Here is a 15168-nt window from a genome sequence, read left to right on the forward strand (position 1 = left end):
CGGTAATCCTGGGTTGAGCTGTGAGTTCGGTCCTATAGCCCGGCGGCGCGGAAGGCGCCGTTGAAGCTGGTCCGCTCGTAGGTCGCCACACCCGCCGCGGTGTAGGGATCGCGTGCGACGACGTCATCGGCGTCCTCGGTGCTGATGTCGCTGGTGATGAGGACACCGCCGGAGCCGTCCTCCTGACGGCCCGCGAGCAGAATGCGGCCCGCGGCGATCTCGTTATTGAGGAACTCCAGATGAGCGTCGAGTCTGCTCGATGACCTCGGGCGGCTGCAGGTACTTCGACTTCAGCACGTGGATCACGGCCCCGAGGTTACTCCCGCCGCGGTGTAGCGGCCGATCTCTTCGTGCGTGCGCATTCGCAGGGACAGGATCGGGTCGTCGGCGACGCCGAGCACCCGCACACACGCGTCGGCGACGTGCAGCGGCAGCTCGTCGGGTGCCGCCCCGGCGGGCAGGGAGCGGATGTTCACCAGTGACTCGACGAGACGGAACGGCAGCTCGGCGGCGGTCTCGTGCACTCCCGTCTCTGCGACGATCGCCCGCCCCACTTCCAGATAGTGCAGCCGCAGGCGTTCGCGTTCGGACCAGAACGGCTCCAGTTGGGCTTCCCGCAACTCGGGCAACAGATACAGCGCGCCGAGGTTCCACCGGCCGCTGAGCAGTTGTTCACCGTCGAACGCGGCCAGTGCGTGCAGATGCTCGACGGATGTGAGCGCCGGATCTGCTTGCAGCAGGCTGTCGACGAACGACAGTGTCGGTGCAACCGTCTGGCTCAGCAACGCGCACAGGATGTCGCTCTTGGTATCGAAGTAGTGGTACAGCGACGCCTGGCGGATGCCCACCAACTCCGCGATCGTCCGCGTCGACGTGGCGCTGTAGCCGAGGGTGGTGAACAATTCCGCTGCGGCATCGAGGATTTCGTCGCGTGCGGTAGTGCCCGGGCGACGTTGGGTCTGGAGGCGCGGACGGCCGGCGCGGGCAAGCGACATGCCCATATCGTGGCCCACAGATGTCGCCAACCAGCAGTGCGGCGGTCTATCTGTCACACGACAGAAACACGCGACACGAATCGGTTACCAATATCGACATCTCGTTACAGCGGCGACACCAATCGCGCCGCGATGCGGAGAAAACTGTCATGTGACAGACAAGCACGTCGTCGTGCAGCGTGCGATTTCTCGATTCCGGGAGCCTTCCGATGAGCATCGCTGTATCCGAGGTCGACTCCAACGCGGCAGCCCACCGCCGTTCTGCGACAGTTGATCCCGTCGCGGCGATCGGCGATCTGCGCGTGAGGTTCCGGCGTAACGGTCATGATGTGCACGCCCTTCGCGGTGTGACGTTGTCGATCGTCCCCGGCGAGATCCTCGGGCTGGTTGGCGAATCCGGTTCGGGCAAAAGCGTTCTCGGCTTCACATTGCTCGGTTTGCTACCCAAGCACGCGATCGTCGAAGGCTCGGTCCGTGTCGCAGGGTCCGACATGGTGCGCGGCGATGCCAAGACGCTGCGCAAGGTGCGAGCGCTGGATCTCGGTGCGGTGTTTCAGGACCCGATGACGTCGCTGAACCCGACCATGCGCATCGGCAGGCAAGTAGCCGAGGCCGCAGGCAGCGATGCTGAGGCGCTGCGCTTGCTCACCGCGGTCGGCATTCCCGATCCCGAGCGGCGGATGCGCGCCTATCCGCATGAGCTTTCCGGCGGTCTGCGCCAGCGCGTGATGATTGCCATTGCGATCGCGGGCAAGCCGGAACTCATCATCGCCGACGAGCCCACCACCGCCCTCGACGTCACCGTCCAGGCTCAGGTGCTGCGACTGCTGCAGCGGCTGCGTGACGAAATCGGTTGCAGCATCGTGCTCGTCACCCACGACCTCGGGGTCGCGGCGCAGATCTCCGACCGGATCGCGGTGCTCTATGCCGGACGCATCGCCGAGATCGGTCCCACTGCCGCGGTGCTGCACAACCCCGCGCACCCTTACACGCACGGGTTGCTGCGTTCCCGCCTGACGTTGGACACCGCGCGCGACCGTAGGCTCGCCGCGTTGACGGGATCGGTGCCGAGCCCCGTGACGCCCCTGGCGGGCTGCGCATTCGTGCCGCGGTGCGCGTTGGCCCGCGAGGAGTGCGGTAAGACACCGCCCGACCCGATCGCCGTTGCGCCCGGGCGGGTAAGCGCCTGCGTGCTTCCGTTCAGCGAAATCACCGAGGAACTGGGCAGCAGGTCGACCAACACCGGCGAGTTGTTCACCGAACGGGGAGGCGGCCGAGACGAACAGCCGCCGTCGGTGGTGCTGCGGGATGTCACGAAGACGTTCCGGGTGAGCAGGCGCGGGCTGACCCGATCGACCCCCAAGACGGGCGGACTGCAAGCCCTGCGCGGAGTTTCGCTGCGCGTGGGCCACGGCGAGTCCGTTGCGCTCGTCGGCGAAAGCGGTTCGGGCAAGTCGACGCTGCTACGCGTGATCGCCGGCCTGGAGAAACCCACCACCGGAGCGGTGCACCTCGAGGGCGGGCAACGCCCGCAGATGGTCTTCCAGGATGCGGGCGCATCGCTGACGCCGTGGATGTCGGTCGACGAGCTGATCGGCGAGCGCCTTCGCAGCAGCGGGATCTCGCGAACAGCGAGGCGCGACAAGGTCATCGAGGTGCTCGAACGCGTCGGACTCTCACCCGAAGTGGCCAAGTCGCGGGCCGGCCAACTGTCCGGCGGGCAACGCCAACGGGTTTCGCTGGCGCGGGCCACGGTGGTGCCGCCCGCGGTGCTGCTGTGTGACGAGCCGACGAGCGCCCTCGACGTATCCCTGGCCGCATCGGTGCTCAACCTCATCGGGGATCTGCGGCGCAGCCTGGACATGTCGGCGGTCTTCGTGACCCACGACCTGTCGGTGGCGCGCGTGATCGGTGACCGGATCGCCGTGATGTATCTGGGACGAATCGTCGAGATCGGTCCGGCCGAGCAGGTCATCGCAGACCCGGTGCACCCCTATACCCAGGCGCTCGTCGACGCCATTCCCGAGCTGAACCGCGAATCCCGGCCGTTGGCAGGCGAACCCGCAAGCCCGCTGTCGCCGCCGACCGGATGCGTCTTTCACCCCCGCTGCCCCCTCGCAGTGGACGCATGCAGCGACACCGAACTCGACGTGCGCTTGGAGGGCGCCCCCGGCGACCCGCATCAGGTCGCCTGCATCGAACGGAAGGCGAGCTGATGGCCGTCGCACTACCCACTGCGCCGCTGCTGGCCCAGCGCGGACGACGGCTGCTGCCGTTGCCTCGGTTCGGGTCGGCCACGGCGAACTGGATCGGGTTCTCACTCGTGCTGGTTGTGACGATGATCGCCGTCGCGGTACCTGTTCTCGCACCGCATGATCCGCTGTTGCCCGTCGGAATGCCGTTGCAGGCGCCGGGCCGGAACGGATTTCTGCTCGGCACCGACAGCGTCGGTCGCGACATCCTGTCCCGGGTCCTCTACGGGGTGCGATCGAGCTGGTTTGCTGCGCTCGTCGTGGTGGCGGTCGGTTTGTTCATCGGCGGACTGGTCGGGCTCATCGCCGGCACGGCAGGCGGCTGGCTGGACTCGCTGCTCATGCGCATCACCGACGGGTTCCTGGCGCTGCCCGCACCGGTGTTGGCCATCGCCGTGGTCGCCGCGCTCGGCCCTGGCTTCGTGCACACCCTGATCGCCGTGTCGATCGTGTGGTGGCCGTTCTACGCCCGGCTGGTGCGCGGCGAGGTGGCACGTCTGGCCGCCAGGCCGCACGTCGAGGCGGCGAAACTGGCTGGGGTGGGCCGGTTCCGGCTCGCCGGTCGGCATCTGCTGCCGGGCGCGGTGCCGAATGCGCTCGTGGCAGCGAGCCTCGACATCGGCGCACTGATCCTCACGCTGGCCGCGCTGTCGTTTCTCGGCCTCGGGCAGCCGCAACCCGCTCCCGAGTTGGGCGCTGACTCGGCCCGCAACCTGAGCTTCTTCCTGCAGCAGTGGTGGGTTCCCGTGATGCCCGGCCTCGGCGTTCTCCTGCTGGCCTTGGTCGGCAACATCTCGGGCGACTGCCTTCGCAACCTCATTAAGACGAGTTAGGGCGGCGTTGCGGTGAAGATGTTCGTGGCTTCCCGGCTGGGCGCGATGGTGGCGATTCTGATCGCGCTCACCGCGGTGATGTTCTTGCTGCAACACATTTCGCCTCTCGACCCGGTGAAAGCGCAGCTGGGTGCGCAGGCATCGGCGGAGGCGGTGGCACAGCGACGCGAGGCGCTCGGGCTCAACGAGCCCGTCCTCGTCCAGTTCTGGCACTACCTCACCGGCGCGGTGACCGGCGATCTCGGTACGTCGTACCGCACCCGCCATCCGGTGGCATCGGATCTGAGCGATTTCTTCCCGGCCACGCTGGAGCTCGCGCTCTACGGAATCGGTGCGGCGCTGGTGCTCGCGGTCGTCCTGGCGTTCGGCACGACGCTGAAATGGCCTGGCGCTCAGGCACTGCGAGCGGTCCTGTTCACCGGTGCCTCGGCGCCCATGTTCCTGCTGGGGATCGTCGGCTTGGTCGTCTTCTACCAGAAGCTGGGCTGGGTTCCAGCCAACGGGCGCATCGCTATCGCCGATCCTCCGACCGGGCCCACTGGTCTGCTCACCGTGGACGGAATGCTGCACGGGCGCTTGGACGTCGTCACCGATGCGCTGCATCACCTGATCCTGCCTGCGCTGGTGATCGCCATCGGGCCAGCGGTGGCGATCGGCAGGGTGCTGCGCAGCAGCCTGTTGGGCGACATCGACAGCGACTATGCGCGAACCGCACGCGCCAAGGGGCTGTCCGAAAGCCGGATCGTGGCGCGCCATGTGCTGCGCAACTCCGTCGGCGGTGCCCTGTCGATGACGGGTTTACAGGTGGGGCTGATGTTTTCGGGCGTCCTCGTCGTCGAGCAGGTGTTCGGCTGGCCGGGCATCGGCCAGTACATCGCCCAGAGCATCCCCGTCGCCGACTTTCCGGCGATCGCCGGTGTCACGCTGATGCTCGGCGCGACATACGTCTTCATCAACACGGCCGTCGACCTGCTTCAGGCCGCAGCCGATCCCCGTATCGCAGTCACAGGAGGTTAGGTGCCCAAACAGCCACTGATCGTGGGCAATCCGGTCTTGGTCGTCGTCGACATGCAACAGGGCGGCGGCATGCCCGCGGCCGAGGTCGGCATCGACCACATGCCCGGGCACGCCGACCGGGTACGCGTCGCGCAACGGTTGCTCGCCGGTGCGCGTGCCGCCGACGTCCCGGTCGTCTTCTTCCAGGAAGTGCACCGGCGAAGCGGTGTGGATTTCGGGCGCGAACTCGATGGCGCCGAAGGCGTGCACTGCGTCGAAGGACAGCCGGGCACCGACCTCGAACCCACCCTGCGTCCCGAACCGGGCGAATTCCACATCGCCAAGCGTCGCTACTCCGGTTTCATCGGAACGGATTTCGAGATCGTGTTGAGCGGACTCAAGGCGTCGACACTGATCCTCATCGGCGGGCTCACCTACGTGTGCGTGCACTACACCTTCGCCGACGCCCACCAACGCGACTTCTACGTCCGCGTCGTCGTCGACTGCGTCGGCGGGTCCTCGCGGTACCGGCACGACGCCGCTTTGGACGCGATGGAGTACCTGCAGGCCGGCGCGCTACGCACCAGTGACGAAATCCTCACCGCCTTCGCCGAACTAGCCAACACGACACCAGCTCGGCAAGGAGCCGCTCGATGATCCGGCGACCGAAGACACTGGCCGCCGCCGGGGCCGTGGCGGCCCTGACACTCAGCGGCTGCGGCGGCTCGGACTCGGGCGGGGGCGCGCCCAACGCCGCGCCCACCGACAAGGTGCTACGGCTGTCGTTCCTCCAAGATCCCGGCCAGCCGCCGGACCCCGACATCTTCTACGCCGGTCAGGGGCTGCTGCTGACCACCAACCTCTACGAGGGACTGCTGCAGTACAAGGCGGGCACCAACAAGCCGGAGCTGGAGCCGCTGTTGGCGACGGAATGGCATGCCTCCCCGGACAACAAGGTGTTCACATTCAAGCTGCGCGAAGGTGTCAAGTTCCACGACGGCACGCCGTTCACCTCCGCCGCGGTCAAGGCATCGTTCGACCGCAGGCTGGCGGTCAACCAGGGGCCTGCCTACATGGTCAAAGATGTCGAATCGGTGACCGCACAGGGCGATTACGACGTCGCCATCACGCTGAAGGCGCCGAATTCGGCGTTCCTCGACTATCTGGCCTGCCCGTACGGCCCGCGGATGCTCAGCCCTGAAGGGTTGACGAAGAACGCGGGCAATGACCACGCGCAGAACTACCTCACCACCCACGACCTCGGCACCGGTCCGTACACGCTGACCGACGCCCAGGTCGGCTCCCATTACGCGCTTGACGCGTTCGGCGACTACTGGGGGCCCAAGCCGTATTTCGAGAAGGTCGAGATCCCCGTCATCACCGATGTTTCGGCGCAACAGCTGCAGTTCAACAACGGTCAGATCGCCGCGATCCTGCACGATTTGCCGTCATCGGCGGTGGGACAGTACCTCAACGACGACAAGTACGCCCACTATTCACTGCCGACGATGATGTCGAACTATCTCTACCTCAACCCGCACAAGTCCATGCTCGACGACGCGAAGAACCGCACCGCGGTGTTGCAGGCGATCAACATCGACGAACTCGTCAAGCAGACCTACTTCGGTCGCGGGCGGGTCGGTGGGCAGATCTATCCGCCCAACATGTTGCCGCCGGAGTCCGGCAAACAGTCTGTGCCGCATGATCCTTCGGTGCTCACCGGAATCGTCGCCGGACTGCCTGCCGACCAGAAGTCCATCACGATCGGCTACGACTCGAGCAACCCGGACAACCAGCTGGTCAGCAACCTCATCCAAACGCAGCTGGCGGCCACGGGCCTGGACGCCAAGGTGCAGAGCTATCCGACCTCGGAGATCTACGGGTGGATCGGCGGTGACGTCTCGGCGGGACCGGACGTGCTGACGGGGTGGCGTGGCCGGATGCGCCGTCGCCCTACACCTGGGGCCACATCTCGTGGGATGCCGACGGCGGACTGAACTACCTGCGTTGCTCTGCGCCGCCGGTGACCGAGGCGCTGAATCGCGGCTTGCCGACGGGATCGCCCGAAGCGTTCTCGCGGGCGGGCGAGGAGGCCCTCAAGACCGGCTGTTGGCTCAACGTCGCCGACGTCGACGACTTCATGGTGGCCCAGCCGTGGCTGAAGGGCGTCGAAGAATCCCATGTCGTCACCAACCCCAACAGCCTTCGGCTGGCTGGACTTTCGGTGGGCTGATGACGGGAAAGGTGCGACGAATCGTCCTGCTGACGCTGGGTTGGGAGGAGCTGCCGAAGTCGATCTCGGTGTACGGCGCGCCGCCCGAGGAGCGGATGCGTGAACCGGTGCCCGGCGTGCTGTTGCAGACCGACGGCGGATGGGTATTGCTCGACACCGGGTTCAACACGGCGCTGATTCGAGACCCCGCGCTGTATCGCCGGTTCTATCCGTCGGTCGAGTATCGGCCGGTACTGCCGGGTCCGGGTGAGCCGATCGAGGAGCGGCTGGCCGAGATCGGTGTCGACATCGACGACATTCACACCGTCGCCGTCAGCCACCTGCATCACGACCACGCGGGTGGGCTGAAGTTGTTCGCGGGCAAGGTGCCGGTGCACGCGCAGCGACGCGAGCTCGAGTACGGGCTGTCGAACCACCCTGAGCCAGAACACAATGCGATCGCCCGTATCGATTTTGACGACCCCAACATCGACTGGCGGCTGGCCGACGGCGACGCCGAGATCGCGCCCGGCGTGACCGCGGTGCCGACCTACGGGCACACGCCCGGGCATCAGAGTTTCGTCGTCGAACTGGACGAATCCGTCGGCGGCGACGGATTCGTGTTCGCCTTCGACGCCGCCGACCTCACCGAGAACATCGAAAACGAACTGGCCATCGGCGGTTTCATCGGCGTGGCGCCGGAGGAGACGATCGAGCCCATCCGCAAGCTCAAGAAGCTCGCCAACGACAAGGGCTATCCGTTGATCCCGGGGCACGACCCGCACGTCTGGCCGGAGACGACACGACACTTCCACGAGCGATTCGGATGACCGATTTCCTCTTGCACAACGAGCGGGCACTCGTCGACGGCGAGTTGCCGCACGCCGCCGTCGATCTTGCCGCGCGGATACTCGGCGGCAGCGTGGTGGCGGCCAGCGACGAGTCGTTCGGCTTCAAGGAGAACCTGATCGATCCGGCCGAACCCGTTTTCACACCCGGCACCTACAGCCTCCGCGGCGAGGTGGTCGACGGCTGGGAAACCCGGCGGCACGCGGGCCGCCGCGGGGACTGGGTGATCATACGGTTGGGTGTGCCAGGGCGCGTGCAAACCGTGGACGTCGATACACGGTACTTCGCCGGCAACCATCCGACCGCGGCGTGCGTCGACGCCTGCGCGCTCGACGTGGCGGCCGATCCGACCGATCCCGCCATCGAATGGACCACCGTCGCGGAATCGACTCCGCTGAAACCGGATTCGCACAACGTGCTCCCAGTGACCAACCGCAGGCGTTGGACGCATCTGCGGCTGCGGTTGGAGTCCGACGGGGGAGTGGCGCGGCTCCGCGCCTACGGTGAGGTGATCCCCGACCCCACGTTGTGGGAGGACATCACCGTCGAGGTGTCCAGCCTGGAACAGGGCGGCCGCGTGGAGTGGTGCAGCGACAGCTTCTACTCGGATGCCTTCGCGCTCGTCGCCCCGACCAGGCCCCGCGGCATGGGCGACGGCTGGGAGACGCGGCGGCGCCGCGATGTCGGCCCCGACAGCCATGACGCGGTGCTGATCTCCTTCGCCGCTCCCGCCGATCTGTGCCGTCTGGAGATCGACACGTCCTACTTCGTGTTCAACGCCTCACTTGAGGTGGCCGTGCTCGGCAGCCGTGATCGTCCCGACGGCGAACACGGCTGGGCGCTGGCGCCGTTCGACGTTCCGGTGCTGCCGAGGACCCGGCTGGCGCCCGACGCCAGGCAGATGTTCAAAGTCGACGCCCGCGACATCACCGCGCTTCGGCTGCAGGCCTATCCGGACGGAGGCATCGCCAGGGTGCGCGCGCTGGGCCGGCCGACGAACGAGGGGCTGGCTCTTCTGCAGCGCCGCTGGGAGGAGTCGTCGTGACCGCGGTGTTGGCGTCACATTGCACGGGACTGTGGCGGCGCACGCTGTTGATCAACCCCGACGGTTCCCGCGATCTGGGCGCTGATGTGATGTGGCTGCAAGGCATCACGGCCTATGTCGACTCACGGGGCTTCGCGGGACGCCTGCAGCAGGACGGCGAGGTCTTCTCCTGGTGCCGTGACATCGATCTGCTACCCCCGGGCCCCTACCCGGACGAGGGTTATCTGCGATGGGACGGCTCGACGCTGATCGAAACCGGTGTCCACGAAAACTACACCGAGCGTTGGGTTCCCGAAGAGCGTGCAGGCGCACTCGACGCATCAGGTGCGTTCTTCCTGGCCGCACCCGATGCCGGACGGGCGGTTCTCGTGCGCGTCGGTCAGCGATACGGCTGGGCGTGTCACGACGCCGTCGTGGTGGGTACGGTCGCCGACCGGCAATGGTGCGATCTCGCTATCGAGCAAGCTGGCAACGAAATCCGCGTCAAAGGCGTGCGCTGGGTGGTGCAGGAATGGGAAGGGAATGTGAACATATGAGTGGCGCAACGTCATTCACCTCGGTACCGGTCGTCGACATCAGCGGACTGCAGTCGCCGGACCGCGTCGAAAGGGAACGTGTCGCCAGCGAGATCGGCGCCGCCGCACGTGATGTCGGGTTCATGTACGTCAGCGGTTCGGGCGTCGACGAATCGCTTTTCGAGCGGTTGCTGGCTGCCACGAAGGAGTTCTTCGCGTTGCCGCTCGAGGAGAAGATGCGCAGCTACATCGGACTGTCCCGGTGCCACCGCGGCTACGTGCCGGTCGGCGAGGAAGGCGTGGAGACCGGCACGCCGGACCTCAAGGAAGCGTTCGACACCGCACTTGATCTGCCCGCCGACGATCCGCACTACCTGGCGGGCAACCCGATGCTGGGCCCCAACACCTGGCCGGACCTGCGCGGTTTCGCCGAAGCCGTGACGGACTACTACCAGGCTGTGCTCGCCGTGGGACACCGCCTGCTGTGGGCCTTCGCCGTAGCGCTGGGGGAGGACCCCGATGTGTTCTCCCGGCACGCCACCAAGACGCCCAGCCAACTGCGGCTGGTGCACTACCCGTACAACCCCGACGCGCAAGACGGTCAGGGCATCGGCGCGCACACCGATTACGAGTGCTTCACCCTCCTCAAGCCGACCGCGCCGGGTCTGGAGGTACTCAACGGCGCGGGGGAGTGGATCGACGTGCCGCTGCTGCCGGGCACCTTCGTGGTCAACATCGGCGACATGCTGGAGTTGTGGACCAACGGCGCGTTCGTCGCGACCAGTCACCGGGTGCGCAAAGTCGTCGAGGAGCGCTACTCGTTCCCGCTGTTCTTCAACGTCGACTACCACACCGAGGTGAAACCGTTGCCACAGTTCGTGTCCGAGGGTGCAGAGCCGCGTCGGCCGCTGCGCGCGGGTGAACATCTCTTCGCGCAGACCGCCCAGACATTCGCCTACCTGCGCGACCGGATCGAGCGCGGCGAGCTCGTGCTGCCCGACGGTTCGCTCCAGACGCGCCAGTTCGGCCAGCAGGCCCGCCTGGGCGCCAACTGATACTCAGTTGATCGGCGCGTTGAGCCAGCGCAGATCCTCGAGGATGCCGCGCGCGGCGACGATGCCTTCCCCGGTCTGCCACACCTCGTTGTTGACGATGAACACTCGGTCGTCGCGGTTGGCGGACAGCTTCTTCCACGCGTCGCTGCCCATCACCTCGGGCGCGCGGTCCTTGGCCGACTGCGAGGCGAACGACAGATAGACGATGTCACCGTCGGCGATGGAGAAGTCGGGGTTGTTCTTCAGATCCTCGGACGTGGTGCCGACCTCGACATAGGGCTTGTCGGTGAACCGTTGCGAGGCAGGGCGTTCCACGCCGACATCGGTGAGCACGCTGGCGGGGAAGTTGTCTGCGCCGAACACCCGCATCGTGGTGTCGGTGAGCTGGACGATCGACGCCTGGAAATGCACGGCGTCGTTCTCGGCGCCGGTCTTGGCGGCCGCGGCGTCGAAGTCGTCGATGAGTCTGTTCGCGGCACCGGCGCGCCACGTTGCCGCGCCGACCGTGCGCAAATTGTCCTCCCAACGCGCCCCGGGCGGGCCAGTGAACACGGTGGGCGCGATCGCGTCGAGCTCGGGGTAGACGTCGGGCGTCAGCGCCTCCGAGCCGAGAATCAGATCCGGTTGCGCGGCGCGGATCGCATCCAGATCGGGCTCGCTGCGGGTGCCCATCGCGGGCAGCTCATGGATAACGGTGCCGAGATAGGACGGCTGGCGGTCCGACCCGTCGGGCAGCGCGGCGCCGACGATGCGCGACTGCAGACCGAGCGCGCACAGCGTGTCGAGCTGGTCGCCGGCGAGCACCACGATCTTCTGCGGCTCGGCGCGCAGGACGGTGGTCCCCGCGGCGTGGCGGATCTCCCGGTCGCCTTCACCGGGATCGACGGGCGCGGGGGCGGGCGCGCACGACTCGTCGGGCCTGCGTTGATTGCCAAGCACCCCCGCACCGGCGATTCGCGTGGTGCTGGTGATGACTGTGGGTTCGTCGACGGCCGACGGCGTCCCGCCGCCCAGGTCGCCGCCGCAGCCGCCCAGCACAGTCACCACGACGGCGGTCAGGATGGCCGCGGCGGCCACCAGGGGCCCTGGTGCGTGACGGCGGATCAGCACGGCGCTGACGGTAACACCCGGGCGCATCGCAGCTGGTCAACCGGCGCGGCACCGTCTATTTCGGGCCGACGGCGAGTTGATTACGACCGTTTGTAGGACCCATGCCGACACTGGCGGCTTCGAGAGATAGGATTCGAACCGGACAGCGCGGGCAATGCCCGTACAGACGTTTGGAGGACCTGTTGGTAGCCGAAGCGCCCCCGGTCGGAGAACTTGAGGCCCGTCGTCCGTTCCCGGCGCGGCTTGGCCCCAAGGGCAGCCTGGTCTACAAGCTGATCACCACGACCGATCACAAGCTGATCGGCATCATGTACTGCGTCGCCTGCTTCATCTTCTTCTTCATCGGCGGGCTGATGGCCCTGTTCATCCGCACCGAGCTCGCCATGCCGGGGCTGCAGTTCCTGAGCAACGAGCAGTACAACCAGCTGTTCACGATGCACGGCACGGTGATGCTGCTGTTCTACGCCACGCCCGTCGTGTTCGGGTTCGCCAACCTGGTGCTGCCGTTGCAGATCGGCGCCCCCGACGTGGCGTTCCCGCGGTTGAACGCGCTGTCGTTCTGGCTGTTCGTGTTCGGCGCGACGATCGCGATCTCCGGCTTCATTACCCCGGGCGGCGCGGCCGACTTCGGCTGGACGGCCTACACCCCGCTGTCGAACGCGATCCACTCGCCGGGTGCCGGTGGTGACCTGTGGATCCTCGGCCTGGCGGTTTCCGGTCTGGGCACCATCCTCGGCGGCGTCAACATGATCACCACGGTGGTCTGCATGCGCGCCCCCGGCATGACGATGTTCCGGATGCCGATCTTCACCTGGAACATCCTGGTCACCTCGGTGCTGGTGCTGATCGCCTTCCCGCTGCTGACCGCGGCGCTGTTCGGCCTGGCGGCCGACCGCCACCTGGGCGCGCACATCTACGACCCGGCCAACGGCGGGGTGCTGCTCTATCAGCACCTGTTCTGGTTCTTCGGGCACCCGGAGGTGTACATCATCGCGCTGCCGTTCTTCGGCATCGTGACCGAGATCTTCCCGGTGTTCTCCCGCAAACCGGTCTTCGGCTACACCACGCTGATCTACGCGACCATCAGCATCGCGGCGCTGTCGGTCGCGGTGTGGGCGCACCACATGTATGCCACCGGCGCGGTGCTGCTGCCGTTCTTCTCGTTCATGACGTTCCTGATCGCCGTGCCGACGGGCATCAAGTTCTTCAACTGGATCGGCACGATGTGGAAGGGGCAGTTGACCTTCGAAACGCCGATGCTGTTCTCCATCGGCTTCCTGCTGACCTTCTTGCTGGGTGGCCTGTCCGGCGTGCTTCTGGCCAGCCCGCCACTGGACTTCCACGTCACCGACTCGTATTTCGTTGTCGCGCACTTCCACTACGTGTTGTTCGGCACGATTGTGTTCGCGACCTACGCGGGGATCTACTTCTGGTTCCCGAAGATGACTGGCCGACTGCTCGATGAGCGGCTGGGCAAGCTGCACTTCTGGCTGACGTTCATCGGCTTTCACACCACGTTCCTGGTGCAGCACTGGGTCGGCAACGAGGGCATGCCGCGACGCTATGCGGACTATCTGCCCACCGACGGGTTCACCACGCTGAACGTGGTCTCGACGATCGGCGCCTTCACCCTCGGTATCTCGGTGTTGCCGTTCGCGTGGAATGTGTTCAAGAGCTGGCGGTACGGCGAGCCGGTGACGGTCGACGATCCGTGGGGTTACGGCAACTCGCTGGAGTGGGCGACCAGCTGCCCGCCGCCGCGGCACAACTTCACCGAGCTGCCCCGGATCCGGTCGGAGCGGCCGGCATTCGAGCTGCACTATCCACACATGGTGGACCGGATGCGCGCCGAGGCGCACATCGGCCGCCACGCTACGGCCGGTGAGCGAATCGAGGGCCTCGGCCCGCGCACCGAGCCGGACCGCACCTAAGCCGGGAGCATCCCAGGGTGACGACGTCCAGGGTGTCGGTGTTGATCACCGTCACCGGAGTCGACCAACCCGGCGTGACGTCGGCGCTGTTCGAGGTTCTCTCGCGGCACAAGGTCGAGCTGCTCAACGTCGAACAGGTCGTGATCCGCGGGCGGCTGACGCTGGGCGTGCTGGTGTCCTGCTCGCCGGAAACCACGGACGGGCCGCAGTTCTGGCAAGAGGTGCAGGACGCCATCCACCGCGTCGGCCTCGATGTCACGATCGAGCGCAGCGACGAACTGCCGGTGATGCGCCAGCCGTCGACGCACACCATCGTGGTGCTGGGCCGGCCGATCACCGCGGAGGCGTTCGGCGTGGTGGCCCGCGAGGTGGCCGCCCGCGGCGTGAACATCGACTTCATCCGCGGCGTCTCCGACTATCCGGTGACCGGGCTTGAGCTCCGTGTCTCCGTGCCGTCTGCGGACGTCTACGAACAGCTTCAGGCCGCGTTGGCGCAGGTCGCCGTCGACGAGAGAGTCGACATCGCGATCGAGGATTACAGCCTTTCGCGACGGGCCAAGCGGCTCATCGTCTTCGACGTCGACTCCACGCTGATTCAGGGTGAGGTCATCGAGATGCTCGCCGATCGCGTCGGTGCGCACGCGGCCGTCGCCGAGATCACCGAGGCCGCCATGCGCGGCGAACTGGACTTCGCCGAATCGCTGAGCCGTCGCGTCGCCACCCTGGCCGGGCTGCCCGCCGAGGTGCTCGAAGAGGTCGGCGAGCAAATCGAGCTCACGCCAGGGGCGCGCACCACGCTGCGCACGTTGCGGCGGTTGGGGTTCTACTGCGGCATCGTGTCGGGCGGTTTCCGACAGGTCATCGAACCGCTGGCGCACGAGTTGGAGATGGACTTCGTCGCCGCCAACCAACTGGAGATCGTCGACGGCAGACTCACCGGCCGCGTCATCGGGCCGATCATCGACAGGCCGGGAAAAGCCAAGGCGCTGCGGGATTTTGCCGAACAGGCCGGGGTGCCCATGGAGCAGACCGTAGCCGTCGGAGACGGCGCCAACGACATCGACATGCTGGCCGCCGCCGGCCTCGGTGTCGCGTTCAACGCCAAGCCCGCGCTGCGCGAGGTGGCCGACGCGTCGCTGAGCCACCCCTATCTGGACACCGTGCTGTTCATTCTCGGCATCACCCGCGGCGAGATCGAGGCGGCCGACAGCATCGACGGGACGCTGCGCAGGGTCGAAATCCCCGACGACTAGGTCCGCCCTCTACCGCGAGCAGACGCTAAAGTCCGGTGTGTCCTGGGGCGATTTCTGGGGGTGATTGCAACAGCCACCTTGTTGGAGGTTGTTGTGTATCTGAAGGCTTATCCCTGGATTAT

14 protein-coding genes and 1 pseudogene are annotated in these 15168 nt (G+C 66.7%); 12 read left to right on the plus strand and 3 right to left on the minus strand.

Annotated features, from left to right (window positions below):
- Nucleotides 1–32 precede the first annotated feature (32 nt).
- Both CQY20_RS25660 and CQY20_RS25665 read right to left on the minus strand, forming a co-directional pair.
- Nucleotides 33–306, minus strand: a pseudogene (locus CQY20_RS25660) (YciI family protein).
- On the minus strand, nucleotides 303–995 hold the full coding sequence (locus tag CQY20_RS25665) for a TetR/AcrR family transcriptional regulator (protein WP_097942901.1): 693 nt from the start codon (nucleotides 993–995) through the stop codon (nucleotides 303–305). Before CQY20_RS25665 ends, CQY20_RS25660 begins: the two are co-directional and overlap by 4 nt.
- 209 nt (nucleotides 996–1204) lie before the next feature.
- Here CQY20_RS25665 and CQY20_RS25670 point away from each other — a divergent pair, with 209 nt between their 5' ends.
- From CQY20_RS25670 to CQY20_RS25710, 10 genes are read left to right on the plus strand one after another with little or no spacing between them, the layout of a single operon-like run.
- Complete coding sequence (locus CQY20_RS25670) at nucleotides 1205–3211, plus strand: dipeptide ABC transporter ATP-binding protein (RefSeq protein WP_097942888.1); 2007 nt, start codon at nucleotides 1205–1207, stop codon at nucleotides 3209–3211.
- Nucleotides 3211–4080: an ABC transporter permease gene (locus tag CQY20_RS25675; protein ID WP_097942889.1), complete on the plus strand. Its 870-nt coding sequence runs from the start codon at nucleotides 3211–3213 to the stop codon at nucleotides 4078–4080. The genes CQY20_RS25670 and CQY20_RS25675 overlap by 1 nt, the downstream gene beginning before the upstream one ends.
- Before the next feature lie 18 nt (nucleotides 4081–4098).
- Nucleotides 4099–5097 (plus strand): ABC transporter permease, encoded by a 999-nt coding sequence (locus CQY20_RS25680; RefSeq protein WP_371871090.1) that lies wholly within the window; start codon nucleotides 4099–4101, stop codon nucleotides 5095–5097.
- On the plus strand, nucleotides 5098–5733 hold the full coding sequence (locus tag CQY20_RS25685; RefSeq protein ID WP_097942891.1) for a cysteine hydrolase family protein: 636 nt from the start codon (nucleotides 5098–5100) through the stop codon (nucleotides 5731–5733).
- Nucleotides 5730–7073, plus strand: coding sequence for an ABC transporter substrate-binding protein (locus CQY20_RS25690; RefSeq protein WP_234816413.1), 1344 nt, complete (start codon nucleotides 5730–5732; stop codon nucleotides 7071–7073). The genes CQY20_RS25685 and CQY20_RS25690 overlap by 4 nt, the downstream gene beginning before the upstream one ends.
- Nucleotides 7004–7309 carry a hypothetical protein gene (locus tag CQY20_RS35650; RefSeq protein WP_234816414.1) on the plus strand — a complete coding sequence of 102 codons (306 nt, stop codon included), beginning with the start codon at nucleotides 7004–7006 and terminating at the stop codon, nucleotides 7307–7309. Before CQY20_RS25690 ends, CQY20_RS35650 begins: the two co-directional genes overlap by 70 nt.
- Nucleotides 7309–8118 carry an N-acyl homoserine lactonase family protein gene (locus tag CQY20_RS25695; RefSeq protein ID WP_097942892.1) on the plus strand — a complete coding sequence of 270 codons (810 nt, stop codon included), beginning with the start codon at nucleotides 7309–7311 and terminating at the stop codon, nucleotides 8116–8118. Before CQY20_RS35650 ends, CQY20_RS25695 begins: the two co-directional genes overlap by 1 nt.
- Nucleotides 8115–9182, plus strand: coding sequence for an allantoicase (gene alc / locus CQY20_RS25700; RefSeq protein WP_097942893.1), 1068 nt, complete (start codon nucleotides 8115–8117; stop codon nucleotides 9180–9182). Before CQY20_RS25695 ends, alc begins: the two co-directional genes overlap by 4 nt.
- A complete protein-coding gene (locus CQY20_RS25705; RefSeq protein WP_234816415.1) occupies nucleotides 9179–9718 on the plus strand; it encodes a hypothetical protein in 540 nt (179 codons plus the stop codon). Before alc ends, CQY20_RS25705 begins: the two co-directional genes overlap by 4 nt.
- Nucleotides 9715–10752: an isopenicillin N synthase family dioxygenase gene (locus tag CQY20_RS25710; RefSeq protein ID WP_097942895.1), complete on the plus strand. Its 1038-nt coding sequence runs from the start codon at nucleotides 9715–9717 to the stop codon at nucleotides 10750–10752. The genes CQY20_RS25705 and CQY20_RS25710 overlap by 4 nt, the downstream gene beginning before the upstream one ends.
- Nucleotides 10753–10755: 3 nt before the next feature.
- Here CQY20_RS25710 and CQY20_RS25715 read toward each other — a convergent pair whose 3' ends face one another.
- Nucleotides 10756–11862 carry an ABC transporter substrate-binding protein gene (locus tag CQY20_RS25715; protein WP_234816416.1) on the minus strand — a complete coding sequence of 369 codons (1107 nt, stop codon included), beginning with the start codon at nucleotides 11860–11862 and terminating at the stop codon, nucleotides 10756–10758.
- 182 nt (nucleotides 11863–12044) lie between these two features.
- Here CQY20_RS25715 and ctaD point away from each other — a divergent pair, with 182 nt between their 5' ends.
- On the plus strand, nucleotides 12045–13793 hold the full coding sequence (gene ctaD, locus CQY20_RS25720; RefSeq protein ID WP_097942902.1) for an aa3-type cytochrome oxidase subunit I: 1749 nt from the start codon (nucleotides 12045–12047) through the stop codon (nucleotides 13791–13793).
- A gap of 17 nt (nucleotides 13794–13810) precedes the next feature.
- A complete protein-coding gene (gene serB, locus CQY20_RS25725; RefSeq protein ID WP_097942897.1) occupies nucleotides 13811–15046 on the plus strand; it encodes a phosphoserine phosphatase SerB in 1236 nt (411 codons plus the stop codon).
- Nucleotides 15047–15168: the final 122 nt, after the last annotated feature.

It is taken from the genome of Mycolicibacterium agri, from assembly GCF_002553505.1.
Classification (GTDB): Bacteria; Actinomycetota; Actinomycetes; order Mycobacteriales; family Mycobacteriaceae; genus Mycobacterium; species Mycobacterium agri.

Coding starts and splice junctions, on each gene's coding strand:
- CQY20_RS25665 (WP_097942901.1), bottom strand. CDS start 995: ATGTCGCTTGCCCGCGCCGGCCGTCCGCGCCTCCAGACCCAACGTCGC.
- CQY20_RS25670 (WP_097942888.1), top strand. CDS start 1,205: ATGAGCATCGCTGTATCCGAGGTCGACTCCAACGCGGCAGCCCACCGC.
- CQY20_RS25675 (WP_097942889.1), top strand. CDS start 3,211: ATGGCCGTCGCACTACCCACTGCGCCGCTGCTGGCCCAGCGCGGACGA.
- CQY20_RS25680 (WP_371871090.1), top strand. CDS start 4,099: ATGTTCGTGGCTTCCCGGCTGGGCGCGATGGTGGCGATTCTGATCGCG.
- CQY20_RS25690 (WP_234816413.1), top strand. CDS start 5,730: ATGATCCGGCGACCGAAGACACTGGCCGCCGCCGGGGCCGTGGCGGCC.
- CQY20_RS25695 (WP_097942892.1), top strand. CDS start 7,309: ATGACGGGAAAGGTGCGACGAATCGTCCTGCTGACGCTGGGTTGGGAG.
- alc (WP_097942893.1), top strand. CDS start 8,115: ATGACCGATTTCCTCTTGCACAACGAGCGGGCACTCGTCGACGGCGAG.
- CQY20_RS25710 (WP_097942895.1), top strand. CDS start 9,715: ATGAGTGGCGCAACGTCATTCACCTCGGTACCGGTCGTCGACATCAGC.